This is a genomic window from Pseudomonas sp. GNP012 (assembly GCF_054343835.1).
In genome coordinates, this window is record NZ_JBTGUU010000001.1 from 1,517,538 (window position 1) to 1,532,276 (window position 14,739).

General features: G+C 55.3%; 7 protein-coding genes, 2 tRNA genes and 3 rRNA genes. 10 read left to right on the plus strand and 2 right to left on the minus strand.

All coding sequences use genetic code 11. The annotated features are described in order from the left end of the window. Window positions 1-483: 483 nt before the first annotated feature. From ACXX83_RS06805 to ACXX83_RS06815, 3 genes are all read left to right on the plus strand, one after another. On the plus strand, window positions 484-1,425 hold the full coding sequence (locus tag ACXX83_RS06805; RefSeq protein ID WP_218486438.1) for a LysR family transcriptional regulator: 942 nt from the start codon (window positions 484-486) through the stop codon (window positions 1,423-1,425). A 167-nt stretch (window positions 1,426-1,592) separates the two neighbouring features. Next, complete coding sequence (locus tag ACXX83_RS06810) at window positions 1,593-2,717, plus strand: MFS transporter (protein ID WP_458550164.1); 1,125 nt, start codon at window positions 1,593-1,595, stop codon at window positions 2,715-2,717. A 357-nt stretch (window positions 2,718-3,074) separates the two neighbouring features. Then, entirely contained in the window at window positions 3,075-3,263 is a 189-nt protein-coding gene (locus ACXX83_RS06815) for a hypothetical protein (RefSeq protein WP_015095786.1), read from the plus strand. Window positions 3,264-3,319: 56 nt separating this feature from the next. Here the strand turns inward: ACXX83_RS06815 and ACXX83_RS06820 are convergent, their stop codons facing one another. Beyond that, window positions 3,320-4,711, minus strand: a complete 1,392-nt coding sequence (locus ACXX83_RS06820) for an aldehyde dehydrogenase family protein (protein ID WP_458547927.1) — start codon at window positions 4,709-4,711, stop codon at window positions 3,320-3,322. A gap of 100 nt (window positions 4,712-4,811) precedes the next feature. Between ACXX83_RS06820 and ptrR the strand changes: the two genes are divergently transcribed. From ptrR to rrf, 7 genes are all read left to right on the plus strand, one after another. Continuing rightward, entirely contained in the window at window positions 4,812-5,690 is an 879-nt protein-coding gene (gene ptrR / locus ACXX83_RS06825) for a putrescine utilization regulator PtrR (RefSeq protein WP_458547928.1), read from the plus strand. Between the two features lie 77 nt (window positions 5,691-5,767). After that, entirely contained in the window at window positions 5,768-7,972 is a 2,205-nt protein-coding gene (locus tag ACXX83_RS06830) for an OsmC domain/YcaO domain-containing protein (RefSeq protein WP_126050621.1), read from the plus strand. 699 nt (window positions 7,973-8,671) lie between these two features. Further along, window positions 8,672-10,208, plus strand: a 16S ribosomal RNA gene (locus tag ACXX83_RS06835). Window positions 10,209-10,330: 122 nt separating this feature from the next. Continuing rightward, window positions 10,331-10,407 (plus strand) — tRNA-Ile (locus ACXX83_RS06840). Between the two features lie 9 nt (window positions 10,408-10,416). Further along, a tRNA-Ala gene (locus ACXX83_RS06845) sits at window positions 10,417-10,492 on the plus strand. 240 nt (window positions 10,493-10,732) lie between these two features. Then, window positions 10,733-13,626: ribosomal RNA gene (locus ACXX83_RS06850) — 23S ribosomal RNA — on the plus strand. A 169-nt stretch (window positions 13,627-13,795) separates the two neighbouring features. After that, window positions 13,796-13,911: ribosomal RNA gene (rrf, locus tag ACXX83_RS06855) — 5S ribosomal RNA — on the plus strand. Together the 16S, 23S and 5S rRNA genes with 2 tRNA genes alongside form the textbook arrangement of a ribosomal RNA operon. A gap of 65 nt (window positions 13,912-13,976) precedes the next feature. Here the strand turns inward: rrf and ACXX83_RS06860 are convergent. After that, window positions 13,977-14,738, minus strand: coding sequence for a bestrophin-like domain (locus ACXX83_RS06860; RefSeq protein ID WP_217837833.1), 762 nt, complete (start codon window positions 14,736-14,738; stop codon window positions 13,977-13,979). Between the last annotated feature and the right edge of the window lies 1 nt (window position 14,739).

Here is a 14,739-nt window from a genome sequence, read left to right on the forward strand (position 1 = left end):
ATTCACCCTTTTTTCAAGGCGAGGAGAGACGAGGAGCGCGCTGATGCGCGTCCGAGACTGACTCGTTGGGTTTTGGGTTTAACGAAAAGGCGTGAACCCGCTCACGGCCGGTTTTCCGTAGAGAAGGGGGAGGGTGGAGGCACGAGCGTGGCGAGCGGTAGTGACCCGGGGAAATCGGACGGGTGAGACGAAGCATTGAACATCATGGCGCGAACCCTCGAATCTTATTCTTGTAGTGAGTCGAGCGCTCTGTGGCGTCGACGTTGATTGCACGCTACCGCAGAGTCGGGAGGGTAATAAGCCGTCAGGCAGGCCTAACTGATATACCTGAATTATATAGCTTGGCGTACAGCCCCGGCGGGCCGGGGGTTACAGCCGGCTTGAAAGTCCCGGGGCCGCACGACACGGGGGTTGCGGGTCATTCCAAGGTGCACAAATGCGATTACACTCAGAGCACTTTCGCCGCATAACGCGTCGAGCCCGATGCTGACTGGCCTGGTAATGGATGTCGTTCAACTCAAAACCCTGATTCATGTTGCCGAACTGGGCAGTCTCAGCAAGGCCTCGGATCGTCTTCACATCGCGCAACCGGCACTTAGCCGGCAAATTCGATTGTTGGAAAAGGAGCTTGGCACCTACCTGTTTGACCGACATGGGCGAGGCATGGAGATCACCGATGCCGGCCGTGAAGTGCTGGCACATGCCACCCGAATCATGGAGGAAATGGAGTCCATTAGAAGTTCTGTCGTGGGCGCAAAGTCGTCTTTTCGGGGAACGGTCGTCATCGGCACGACGCCGACGGTCGCGCAAATCATCACCGTTCCGTTGGTACGCAAGATCAAGGAGGCGCATCCGAATCTCGCCGTCAGGTTTTCCTCGGCCTTCAGCGGCTATCTGCTCGATTGGGTTCAGCGTGGCGAACTGGAGCTGGCGATTTCTTACGATCCCCAACCCCTGCATACGCTGCGTATCGTGCCGGTGATGATGGAAAATCTGCTGCTGGTGGGTCCCGCCAGCGCCAACCTGCGTCTTGATACGCCGGTGTCGTTCGAGTCATTGGCTGAGCAGCAATTGGTATTGCCAAGCGCTCGACATAGCCTTCGCGTGATTCTGGATGATTGTGCGCGTCAAGTCGGGATCAAGCTCAAGACCAGCGTTGAAGCCGACTCCTTCGGCGCCATGATCGACCTGGTCCGTAATGGCTTCGGTTTGACCGCTTTGCCTTTGGCATCGATTTACGCGCAAATCGAAGCAGGCGTGCTCAGTGCGGCCCCCTTGGTCGACCCCGTTCCCATGCGCAAGCTTGTTCAGGTTTTCCCGGCCGACAGGCGTGTCAGTCCGGCCGCCAAATTTGTCGGGGATGCCTTCATCGAAATTGCCGCCGATCTGGTCAATCGCAAAATCTGGGCTGGACACATGCTTTGAGTCAACGGCGAATCTGTTAGCTGCGAGTGCCCCGTCCCCGTGCAAATCGCCCAATTATCCGCAGTTGCGCGGTTGCTCACGACTTCCGCTTTTTTCTGATTACTGATGACATTGTCTTGAACCAACAAACGCGACTGCCTGGCGTATTCGGCATCTTCATTTTGGGGATGCTGCAAGTTCTGGTCTGGGGAGGTTCGTTCTTCCTGATGGCCGTCATGGCCGATCCGATCATGAAAGAGACCGGCTGGGCCAGCCAATGGGTGTATGGCGCACTGTCCCTGAGCATCCTGGTTTCCGCGATGCTGGCACCGTTGACTAGCCGGCTTATCGCCCGGTACGGCGGCCGCCCCATCCTGGCCAGTAGCGGCCTGGGCGTCGCCATTGGGTTGTTTCTGATGGCCAGTTCGACCTCGTTGCCGATGTTTCTTTTGTCGTGGGCAGTGATTGGCGTCGGTATGGCGCTGGGGCTGTATGAAGCGCTTTTCGCCGCTTTAGGTTCTCTCTATGGAGAGCGCGCGGGCAGTGCGATTACCGGGATTACGCTCATTTCAGGGTTTGCGACAACACTGTCATGGCCCGCGGTTGCGCTGGTCATCGAACACCTTGGCTGGCGCGCGACGTGCGTGGCTTATGGGGTGTTATTGGTCGTTGCCGTGGCACCGCTATATCTCTGGGTGCTGGCGCGGGGCGCGGGAGCACTCACAAAAAGCCAGGCAGTGAGTGATGAAAGTCTCTTGATCGATCGGCGGATCTACCTGTTGCTCACACTGATTTTCGCGTTGGGTGCAGTGATCATGACGGCGATGTCGGTCCAGCTGATTTCACTGTTGCAGGGGCAGGGGTACTCGCTTGCAACCGCCATCGGGCTGAGCGCTTTACTGGGGCCGAGCCAGGTCGGTTCACGTGTTCTACAAGTGTTTTCACGAAAGCGTCACCCGATCTGGACGACGTTGATCTCCGTGGTGTTCGTGGCCATCGGTCTGCTGTTTGTGACTATCGCGCCGGCAATGACCGCTCTGGGGCTGGTGATCTACGGCGCGGGTAATGGTTTGCGGGCGATCGTTCGAGGCCTGCTTCCACTGGCCCTCATGTCGCCTACCCATTATGTGTTGCTGATGGGGCGCATGGCTCGGCCTTCGCTCATTGGACAAGCCTTGACCCCGCTCGCGGGCGGTTACCTGTTGCAGGCCTGGGGCGCTGGCGGTGTGCTTGCGGGCCTGAGCTCGCTGGCCGTATTGAATGTGTTGTTGGTTTTGCTGCTCATTAGGCTGGTGTGTAAAGAGCCGCGCTGAGCCAGCGAACCACCCTGCGCTCTGAATCAGTCGTCCGGCTTGGGGAACATGGGCCAGAAAGTAAAAAGCCCGGCGCTGGGCCGGGCTTTCTGTAGATGGGCCAAATCCCTTTGGCTGACCGTATTGTGCTTGATAGGTATGACGAAGGCGTGACAGCTGAATGCGAAATACCGTGGCGTCACCGTTGGGCCAAGTGCTGCTGGAGCACGACACGACATCAAAACTTTCGATACTCTCTGCTCAGTACTCCACAATGGTTTTGGGGCAATCGAATGGCGGTCAGTGAAGCGCCACTGAATGGCTTGAGTATTCGCCCAGGTGGGATTTGTCTTTAATCCGGTCCGAGGTCTGATCGAGATGGCTCATTCACTTAAATACCAAATAGGCGAATCCGTCCGCACTATCGAGGCCGAGGTGGGGAAGCTGCTCGATCTGGCTGCAACGCTCAGAGAAGCAGGGGATGAAGAAATGGCTGCAGCTGTCTCGACCCAGGCGAACAAGCTGCTTGAAGCAGCAGTGGCGCTGAGGATCGCGATGTCAGGCTGACTGCTGCGCTGCGTTCGTTGAGCCAGATTGAGCCAGTTCAAAGCACTGCATTGCCCTTAACGCCGATCCAGCCAAACCGTCTGTGCATTGCAGAATTCGCGCACTCCGAAGTGCGAAAGTTCCCGGCCAAAGCCACTCTTCTTCACGCCACCAAAACTGACACGCGGATCGCTGGCGCTATAGCCGTTGATGAACACTCCGCCGGTTTCAAGTTCGCCAGCCATCTGCCGGGCGAGTTCGCCATTGCGCGTATAAATAGTGGCGGTGAGGCCGAACTCGCTGTCATTGGCCAGCGCCAGCGCATGGGCGGCGTCGCGGGCCGTGATGATTGAAGCCACGGGACCAAACAACTCCTGTCTGAAGGATGTCATCTGATCGGTCACGTCGCCCAGTACAGTGGGTTCGTAGTAGTTGCCGGTGCCTTCGACCTTCTTTCCACCCAGCAGCAAGGTCGCGCCTTCTTCCAGTGTGTCGCGCACCTGTTGGTCCAGTTCGTCGCGCAGATCGAAGCGCGCCATCGGGCCGATGTAAGTGGTGGAGGCGAGTGGATCACCGACGACCAGTCGTTGGGTGGCCTCGACGAACTTGCGGGTAAATTCCTCTGCAATGCCTTGCTCGACAATCAGGCGTTTGGCAGCGGCGCAGACTTGTCCGGTGTTTTGATAGCGCCCGATTACGGCGGCTTTGACCGCCTCATCGAGGTCCGCGTCGTCGAGCACGATAAACGGGTCGGAGCCGCCCAGTTCCAATACGCATTTCTTCAGCGCGGCTCCGGCCTGAGCACCGATGGCCATGCCTGCACGCACGCTACCGGTGAGGGTGACAGCCGCGATGCGTGGATCGGCGATTGCCTTGGATACACCATCCGGGGTGACGTTGATGACCTCGAAGACACCTTCAGGAAAATCCGCCTGCTTGAAGGCTTCCAGCAGCAGGTAGGCGCTGCCCATGACGTTGGGCGCGTGCTTGAGCACGAAGGTATTGCCGGCGAGCAGGGTGGGGACCGCGCCGCGCAGCACTTGCCAGATGGGGAAGTTCCACGGCATCACAGCGAGTATCGGGCCGAGCGGGCGATATTCAATGCGTGCCTTGCCGCCTTCAACCGGGGTCGGTTCTGCGCTGAGCATGGCGGGACCCTGTTCGGCGTACCACTCGCAGAGCTGTGCGCATTTTTCAATTTCGCCACGGGCCTGAGCAATCGGCTTACCCATTTCCAGGGTGATCATGCTGGCCATGGCCTCTGCATTGTTGCGCAAGGCCTGGCCGAGGTTGATCAACAGCTGCGCGCGTTGCTCTACCGGTTTGCCGCGCCAGGTGCGAAACCCGGTAGTGGCCCGCGCCAGCGCGGCCTGTAATGCCGAATCGGATTCGAAAGGGTACTGGCCGATCTGCTCGCCCGTGGTCGGGTTGATCGAAATGGCATGGGTAAGGCTGGATACGTGGGTCATGGCACCGTCCTGCTGGGTAGGAATGTGCTCAGGTTATGGGGGTATATGTTTTATGGAAACTGAATAATACTGAGCATAACGTTCACGTTTGGAGAATGACTTGGATCTGGTTCAGCTCGAAATTTTCAAGGCTGTCGCCGAGCACGGCAGCATCAGCGTTGCCGCCCAGCATATTCACCGGGTTCCATCGAATCTCACCACCCGAATCAAGCAGCTCGAGCAGGACCTGGGTGTGGATCTGTTCATCCGTGAGAAGAGTCGCCTGCGCTTGTCGCCGGCCGGCTGGAGCTTCCTGGATTACGCTCGACGTATTCTCGACCTGGTTCAAGAGGCGCGGGCCACCGTAGCGGGTGAAGAACCGCAAGGCGCCTTCGCCTTGGGGTCACTGGAAAGCACTGCAGCGGTACGAATTCCAGAGCTATTGGCTGCCTATAACCAGAAACACGCGAAGGTCGAACTGGACCTGTCCACCGGTCCCTCCGGGACCATGATCGACGGGGTGCTGTCGGGGCGGCTGGCCGCGGCATTTGTCGATGGGCCGGTGTTGCATCCGGCGCTGGAAGGCGTACCGGCATTCGAGGAGGAGATGGTCCTGATCGCACCGCTCAATCATGAGCCGATTCATCAGGCCAAGGATGTGAATGGCGAAAACATCTATGCCTTCCGCTCCAACTGCTCCTATCGCCATCATTTCGAAAGCTGGTTTGCCAATGGCGCGGCGGTGCCCGGCAAGATTTTCGAAATGGAGTCCTATCACGGCATGCTGGCCTGCGTCAGCGCCGGGGCCGGCCTGGCGCTGATGCCACGCAGCATGCTCGAAAGCATGCCGGGGTGTACGACGGTCAGCGTCTGGCCGTTGTCGGAGTCGTTCCGCTATCTGCGCACCTGGCTGGTGTGGCGAAGGGGGACGGTGTCGCAGAGCCTCACGATGTTTGTGCGCTTGCTGGAGGAGCGTGGTGTCGCGTTGATCGATAAATAGTGGAAAGTTAACGGTCTGCGCTGAAAAACCGGATAATGGCGGCCAAATCGTTTAGCTCGTTATTCTGGTAATCGCACATGGAAATCAAGGTCAACTTTCTCGACAACCTTCGACTTGAGGCCAAGTTCGACGACTTCACGGTGATCGCCGATCAACCCATTCGCTACAAGGGTGATGGCTCGGCGCCGGGGCCGTTCGATTATTTCCTGGCTTCGTCGGCGTTGTGTGCGGCGTACTTCGTGAAGTTGTATTGCGAGACTCGCAATATCCCCACCGAAAATATCCGCCTGTCGCAGAACAACATCGTTGACCCGGAAAACCGCTACAACCAGATTTTCAAGATTCAGGTCGAATTGCCGGCAGACATCTCCGCCAAGGACCGCCAGGGGATCTTGCGCTCCATTGACCGCTGCACGGTAAAGAAGGTGGTGCAAACCGGGCCCGAGTTCGTGATTGAAGAGGTCGAAAACCTCGACGCCGATGCCCAGGCGCTGCTGATGCCGCACTCGACCTCCGAGGCGGGCACTTACATTGTGGGCAAGGACCTGCCGCTGGAGCAAACCATCGCCAACATGTCGGGCATCCTGGCCGACCTGGGCATGAAGATTGAAATCGCTTCGTGGCGCAATATCGTTCCCAATGTATGGTCGCTGCACATTCGCGATGCGCACTCGCCGATGTGTTTTACCAATGGCAAAGGCGCGACCAAGGAAGGCGCGCTGGCATCGGCGCTGGGCGAGTTTATCGAGCGGCTCAACTGCAACTTCTTCTATAACGATCAGTTCTGGGGGGAGGACATCGCCAACGCAGCGTTTGTGCATTACCCGGACGAGCGCTGGTTCAAGCCGGGCCCGAAGGACGAACTGCCGACTGAAATCCTCGACGAGTACTGCCTGAAGGTTTACGACCGGGATGGCGAGTTGCGTGGTTCGCATCTGTACGACACCAACTCCGGCAACACCCAGCGCGGCATTTGTTCGCTACCGTTTGTGCGTCAGTCGGACAATGAGGTGGTGTACTTCCCGTCCAACCTGATCGAAAACCTGTTCCTGAGCAATGGCATGAGCGCCGGCAACACGCTGGCCGAAGCCCAGGTGCAGTGCCTGTCGGAGATCTTCGAGCGCGCGGTCAAACGCGAAATCCTCGAAGGCGAAATGGCCCTGCCGGATGTGCCGCAGGAAGTACTGGCGAAATACCCGGGCATCCTGGCCGGTATCCAGGCCCTGGAAGAGCAGGGCTTCCCGGTGCTGGTCAAGGATGCGTCGCTGGGCGGGGAGTTCCCGGTGATGTGCGTCACCTTGATGAATCCGCGTACCGGTGGCGTATTTGCCTCGTTCGGCGCGCACCCAAGCCTGGAAGTGGCGCTGGAACGCAGCTTGACGGAACTGCTGCAGGGCCGCAGTTTTGAAGGCCTGAATGATCTGCCGCAGCCGACCTTCGAAGGGCAGGCGGTGACTGAGCCGAACAATTTCGTCGAGCACTTTATCGACTCCAGCGGTGTGGTCTCGTGGCGCTTCTTCAGTGCCAGGCCGGACTTCGAATTCGTTGAGTGGGATTTCTCCGGTCAAGGCGAAAACTCCAATGCCGAAGAGGCCGCGACCCTGTTCGGCATTCTCGAAGACATGGGCAAAGAAGTGTACATGGCGGTCTATGAGCATATCGGCGCCAAGGCCTGCCGCATTCTGGTGCCGGATTACTCGGAAATTTATCCGGTGGAAGATTTGATCTGGGATAACACCAACAAGGCGCTGCAGTTCCGCGCCGACATCCTGAATCTGCACAGCCTGAGCAAAGTCGGCCTGCGATCGCTGGCCCAGGGGCTGGAAAGCAGCGAGCTGGATGATTACACCGACATCACCACCTTGATCGGCATCGAATTCGACGACAACACGCCCTGGGGCAAGTTGACGATCCTGGAGCTGAGGCTGCTGATTTATCTCGCCTTGCAGAAGTTTGATCAGGCCAAGGATCTGGTGGAAGCCTTCTTGCAGTACAACGACAACACTGTCGAGCGCGGCCTGTTTTATCAAGCGGTGAACGTCGTGCTGGAAATGCAGCTGGACGATGATCTGGAACTGAGTGACTACGAGGTCAACTTCCGCCGGATGTTCGGTGACGAGCGAATGGACGCAGCGATAGGGTCGGTCGATGGCAGCGTACGTTTCTACGGTCTGACACCGACGAGCATGAAGCTGGAAGGCCTCGACAGGCACCTTCGTCTGATCGACAGCTATAAGAAGCTACATACGGCGCGGGCCGGGGTGGCGACGTTATTCAGCTGAAAGCGCTGACAAAAAAGCACCTTGGGTGCTTTTTTGTTTTTTGGCGGCCATCACAATCTTCCGTGTGCGGTGGACTCGCTATTCGGCCATGACCTGGGCAGCGGCTGGCGTTGAGGAAGCTCTTCTATATAGAGGGCGCATTTTTCCACTCCTTTCAGGCTTCCTTCGAGGCGTTTTAGCGCCTTCTGTAAGTTATTGATAGGAAACCTGAATCAGTGCTTGACGGCAGATTTCAGATGTCTATAATTCGCCCCACTTCCGGCGCAGTCGAAACGGAAAACTCCTTGGTAAACAAAGAGTTACGCAGTTTTCGGCAGCGGGTTGCTTCAGTTCATCGAAGCATAAAGGAAGTTGAAAAAGAGGTGTTGACAGCAGCGGGTAACGCTGTAGAATTCGCCTCCCGCTGACGAGAGGTCGAAGGCGCAAGTGGTTGAAGTTGTTGAGGATTCCTTGAAAACTTCTGAAAAAAAATCACTTGACAGCAAATGAGGCTGCTGTAGAATGCGCGCCTCGGTTGAGACGAAAGATCTTAACCAACCGCTCTTTAACAACTGAATCAAGCAATTCGTGTGGGTGCTTGTGGAGTCAGACTGCTAGTCAACAGATTATCAGCATCACAAGTTACTCCGCGAGAAATCAAAGATGTAACCAACGATTGCTGAGCCAAGTTTAGGGTTTTCTCAAAACCCAAAGATGTTTGAACTGAAGAGTTTGATCATGGCTCAGATTGAACGCTGGCGGCAGGCCTAACACATGCAAGTCGAGCGGATGAAGAGAGCTTGCTCTCTGATTCAGCGGCGGACGGGTGAGTAATGCCTAGGAATCTGCCTGGTAGTGGGGGACAACGTTTCGAAAGGAACGCTAATACCGCATACGTCCTACGGGAGAAAGCAGGGGACCTTCGGGCCTTGCGCTATCAGATGAGCCTAGGTCGGATTAGCTAGTTGGTGAGGTAATGGCTCACCAAGGCGACGATCCGTAACTGGTCTGAGAGGATGATCAGTCACACTGGAACTGAGACACGGTCCAGACTCCTACGGGAGGCAGCAGTGGGGAATATTGGACAATGGGCGAAAGCCTGATCCAGCCATGCCGCGTGTGTGAAGAAGGTCTTCGGATTGTAAAGCACTTTAAGTTGGGAGGAAGGGCATTAACCTAATACGTTAGTGTTTTGACGTTACCGACAGAATAAGCACCGGCTAACTCTGTGCCAGCAGCCGCGGTAATACAGAGGGTGCAAGCGTTAATCGGAATTACTGGGCGTAAAGCGCGCGTAGGTGGTTTGTTAAGTTGGATGTGAAAGCCCCGGGCTCAACCTGGGAACTGCATTCAAAACTGACAGGCTAGAGTATGGTAGAGGGTGGTGGAATTTCCTGTGTAGCGGTGAAATGCGTAGATATAGGAAGGAACACCAGTGGCGAAGGCGACCACCTGGACTGATACTGACACTGAGGTGCGAAAGCGTGGGGAGCAAACAGGATTAGATACCCTGGTAGTCCACGCCGTAAACGATGTCAACTAGCCGTTGGGAGCCTTGAGCTCTTAGTGGCGCAGCTAACGCATTAAGTTGACCGCCTGGGGAGTACGGCCGCAAGGTTAAAACTCAAATGAATTGACGGGGGCCCGCACAAGCGGTGGAGCATGTGGTTTAATTCGAAGCAACGCGAAGAACCTTACCAGGCCTTGACATCCAATGAACTTTCCAGAGATGGATTGGTGCCTTCGGGAACATTGAGACAGGTGCTGCATGGCTGTCGTCAGCTCGTGTCGTGAGATGTTGGGTTAAGTCCCGTAACGAGCGCAACCCTTGTCCTTAGTTACCAGCACGTTATGGTGGGCACTCTAAGGAGACTGCCGGTGACAAACCGGAGGAAGGTGGGGATGACGTCAAGTCATCATGGCCCTTACGGCCTGGGCTACACACGTGCTACAATGGTCGGTACAGAGGGTTGCCAAGCCGCGAGGTGGAGCTAATCCCACAAAACCGATCGTAGTCCGGATCGCAGTCTGCAACTCGACTGCGTGAAGTCGGAATCGCTAGTAATCGCGAATCAGAATGTCGCGGTGAATACGTTCCCGGGCCTTGTACACACCGCCCGTCACACCATGGGAGTGGGTTGCACCAGAAGTAGCTAGTCTAACCTTCGGGAGGACGGTTACCACGGTGTGATTCATGACTGGGGTGAAGTCGTAACAAGGTAGCCGTAGGGGAACCTGCGGCTGGATCACCTCCTTAATCGACGACTCAGCTGCTCCATAAGTTCCCACACGAATTGCTTGATTCATTGAAGAAGACGATAGAAGCAGCTTTAAGCTCCAAGCTGATAGCTCAACGCTAACAGTTACGCGCTCGAAATTGGGTCTGTAGCTCAGTTGGTTAGAGCGCACCCCTGATAAGGGTGAGGTCGGCAGTTCGAATCTGCCCAGACCCACCAATTTTGTATGGGGCCATAGCTCAGCTGGGAGAGCGCCTGCCTTGCACGCAGGAGGTCAACGGTTCGATCCCGTTTGGCTCCACCATTAACTGCTTCGAAAGTTTGAGAGTTTAGAAATGAATATTCTGCAATGAATATTGATTTCTAGTCTTTTGATTAGATCGTTCTTTAAAAATTTGGGTATGTGATAGAAAGATAGACTGAACGTTACTTTCACTGGTAACGGATCAGGCTAAGGTAAAATTTGTGAGTTCTCTTAGTTGAGAAATTCGAATTTTCGGCGAATGTCGTCTTCACAGTATAACCAGATTGCTTGGGGTTATATGGTCAAGTGAAGAAGCGCATACGGTGGATGCCTTGGCAGTCAGAGGCGATGAAAGACGTGGTAGCCTGCGAAAAGCTTCGGGGAGTCGGCAAACAGACTTTGATCCGGAGATGTCTGAATGGGGGAACCCAGCCATCATAAGATGGTTATCTTGTACTGAATACATAGGTGCAAGAGGCGAACCAGGGGAACTGAAACATCTAAGTACCCTGAGGAAAAGAAATCAACCGAGATTCCCTTAGTAGTGGCGAGCGAACGGGGACTAGCCCTTAAGTTGATTTGAGATTAGCGGAACGCTCTGGAAAGTGCGGCCATAGTGGGTGATAGCCCTGTACGCGAAAATCTCTTATCAATGAAATCGAGTAGGACGGAGCACGAGAAACTTTGTCTGAATATGGGGGGACCATCCTCCAAGGCTAAATACTACTGACTGACCGATAGTGAACTAGTACCGTGAGGGAAAGGCGAAAAGAACCCCGGAGAGGGGAGTGAAATAGATCCTGAAACCGTATGCGTACAAGCAGTGGGAGCCCACTTTGTTGGGTGACTGCGTACCTTTTGTATAATGGGTCAGCGACTTATTTTCAGTGGCGAGCTTAACCGAATAGGGGAGGCGTAGCGAAAGCGAGTCTTAATAGGGCGTCTAGTCGCTGGGAATAGACCCGAAACCGGGCGATCTATCCATGGGCAGGTTGAAGGTTAGGTAACACTGACTGGAGGACCGAACCGACTACCGTTGAAAAGTTAGCGGATGACCTGTGGATCGGAGTGAAAGGCTAATCAAGCTCGGAGATAGCTGGTTCTCCTCGAAAGCTATTTAGGTAGCGCCTCATGTATCACTGTAGGGGGTAGAGCACTGTTTCGGCTAGGGGGTCATCCCGACTTACCAAACCGATGCAAACTCCGAATACCTACAAGTGCCGAGCATGGGAGACACACGGCGGGTGCTAACGTCCGTCGTGAAAAGGGAAACAACCCAGACCGTCAGCTAAGGTCCCAAAGTTATGGTTAAGTGGGAAACGATGTGGGAAGGCTTAGACAGCTAGGAGGTTGGCTTAGAAGCAGCCACCCTTTAAAGAAAGCGTAATAGCTCACTAGTCGAGTCGGCCTGCGCGGAAGATGTAACGGGGCTCAAACCATACACCGAAGCTACGGGTATCACCTTCGGGTGATGCGGTAGAGGAGCGTTCTGTAAGCCTGTGAAGGTGAGTTGAGAAGCTTGCTGGAGGTATCAGAAGTGCGAATGCTGACATGAGTAACGACAATGGGTGTGAAAAACACCCACGCCGAAAGACCAAGGTTTCCTGCGCAACGTTAATCGACGCAGGGTTAGTCGGTCCCTAAGGCGAGGCTGAAAAGCGTAGTCGATGGAAAACAGGTTAATATTCCTGTACTTCTGGTTATTGCGATGGAGGGACGGAGAAGGCTAGGCCAGCTTGGCGTTGGTTGTCCAAGTTTAAGGTGGTAGGCTGGAATCTTAGGTAAATCCGGGATTCTAAGGCCGAGAGCTGATGACGAGTTACCTTTTAGGTGACGAAGTGGTTGATGCCATGCTTCCAAGAAAAGCTTCTAAGCTTCAGATAACCAGGAACCGTACCCCAAACCGACACAGGTGGTTGGGTAGAGAATACCAAGGCGCTTGAGAGAACTCGGGTGAAGGAACTAGGCAAAATGGCACCGTAACTTCGGGAGAAGGTGCGCCGGTGAGGGTGAAGGACTTGCTCCGTAAGCCCACGCCGGTCGAAGATACCAGGCCGCTGCGACTGTTTATTAAAAACACAGCACTCTGCAAACACGAAAGTGGACGTATAGGGTGTGACGCCTGCCCGGTGCCGGAAGGTTAATTGATGGGGTTAGCTAACGCGAAGCTCTTGATCGAAGCCCCGGTAAACGGCGGCCGTAACTATAACGGTCCTAAGGTAGCGAAATTCCTTGTCGGGTAAGTTCCGACCTGCACGAATGGCGTAACGATGGCGGCGCTGTCTCCACCCGAGACTCAGTGAAATTGAAATCGCTGTGAAGATGCAGTGTATCCGCGGCTAGACGGAAAGACCCCGTGAACCTTTACTATAGCTTTGCACTGGACTTTGAATTTGCTTGTGTAGGATAGGTGGGAGGCTTTGAAGCGTGGACGCCAGTTCGCGTGGAGCCATCCTTGAAATACCACCCTGGCAACTTTGAGGTTCTAACTCAGGTCCGTTATCCGGATCGAGGACAGTGTATGGTGGGTAGTTTGACTGGGGCGGTCTCCTCCTAAAGAGTAACGGAGGAGTACGAAGGTGCGCTCAGACCGGTCGGAAATCGGTCGTAGAGTATAAAGGCAAAAGCGCGCTTGACTGCGAGACAGACACGTCGAGCAGGTACGAAAGTAGGTCTTAGTGATCCGGTGGTTCTGTATGGAAGGGCCATCGCTCAACGGATAAAAGGTACTCCGGGGATAACAGGCTGATACCGCCCAAGAGTTCATATCGACGGCGGTGTTTGGCACCTCGATGTCGGCTCATCACATCCTGGGGCTGAAGCCGGTCCCAAGGGTATGGCTGTTCGCCATTTAAAGTGGTACGCGAGCTGGGTTTAGAACGTCGTGAGACAGTTCGGTCCCTATCTGCCGTGGACGTTTGAGATTTGAGAGGGGCTGCTCCTAGTACGAGAGGACCGGAGTGGACGAACCTCTGGTGTTCCGGTTGTCACGCCAGTGGCATTGCCGGGTAGCTATGTTCGGAAAAGATAACCGCTGAAAGCATCTAAGCGGGAAACTTGCCTCAAGATGAGATCTCACTGGAACCTTGAGTTCCCTGAAGGGCCGTCGAAGACTACGACGTTGATAGGTTGGGTGTGTAAGCGCTGTGAGGCGTTGAGCTAACCAATACTAATTGCCCGTGAGGCTTGACCATATAACACCCAAGCAATTTGATGCTCCTAGTTGAAAAGACGAAAGAGACCAGATTGCGGTGTGTGAAGACGAAACGAACCGAAAGTTCGAAAGACTCACAAAACACCTAGCTGTCACATACCCAATTTGCTGAAGCGAGGCCAACTGGTCACGACTCGGTACCCGAATTTCTTGACGACCATAGAGCGTTGGAACCACCTGATCCCATCCCGAACTCAGAAGTGAAACGATGCATCGCCGATGGTAGTGTGGGGTTTCCCCATGTGAGAGTAGGTCATCGTCAAGATTAAATTCCGAAACCCCAATTGCGAAAGCAGTTGGGGTTTTGTTTTTGTCCGCAGGAAATTCAAACTACTGCCCCAACCGCTCCAGTGTGTGCTCCAGCGCTTGCAGCGACACACAGATAAAACCATCAAGCGGTCGATTGAGTTCCTCCACCAGCAAGATGGTTGCTCCCGTCGACAGGGCACACATCAGCAAGACGACGACAATGGTCCCGTTGCGTGGTGCAAACAGCCCGAACGAGCCGAAGATAATCCCCAGCCACGTCACCAGAATCACCAGCATCACCGGTGGAATCGATTGATTGGACTGCAACAGGGTCAGCCAGCGGGCGGCAAACACGGCGTCCATGTCTTGCAATGCCTTGGCTTTGAGTGAGCGCTGATCATCGTTGCCAGGCGTCAGTGACTCAACCTGGCGTTGCAGGCCTTCGGAACGACGGATCACTTCGGGGCTGTCGAGTTTTGCAATCTGACGGCGATCGCGGGTCGCGAGCACTTGGGTGATTTCGGCGTAGTTGTGCTTGAGCTCGGTACGGATGCTCTGGGTATCGGGGCCATAGCGGGCCAGCAAGCGGTCGAATTGAATCACTTTCGCCGCCGCGCCCTCCAGCTCGGCATTGGCCGTATCGAAGGTGTTTTTGGCTGAGGAAACGAGCAGGCCGAGGACCAGCGCCGACATCGTTGCGATGAGGCCGGTGGCCAGCTTCAACACCGCTACGGAGTCATCGCTCAGATGATGGCTCGGTAACCGCTCCCTCACGTACGAACCCAGCAGTGCGCTGGCGGACAGGCAGGCGAAAACGATGAGGGCGATCACCAGGTCATTCAAA

What these genes read in the sequence shown, in the direction of transcription:
- ACXX83_RS06805 (WP_218486438.1), top strand. Translation starts at nt 484, where the DNA reads ATGCTGACTGGCCTGGTAATGGATGTCGTTCAACTCAAAACCCTGATT.
- ACXX83_RS06810 (WP_458550164.1), top strand. Translation starts at nt 1,593, where the DNA reads ATGCTGCAAGTTCTGGTCTGGGGAGGTTCGTTCTTCCTGATGGCCGTC.
- ACXX83_RS06815 (WP_015095786.1), top strand. Translation starts at nt 3,075, where the DNA reads ATGGCTCATTCACTTAAATACCAAATAGGCGAATCCGTCCGCACTATC.
- ACXX83_RS06820 (WP_458547927.1), bottom strand. Translation starts at nt 4,711, where the DNA reads ATGACCCACGTATCCAGCCTTACCCATGCCATTTCGATCAACCCGACC.
- ACXX83_RS06830 (WP_126050621.1), top strand. Translation starts at nt 5,768, where the DNA reads ATGGAAATCAAGGTCAACTTTCTCGACAACCTTCGACTTGAGGCCAAG.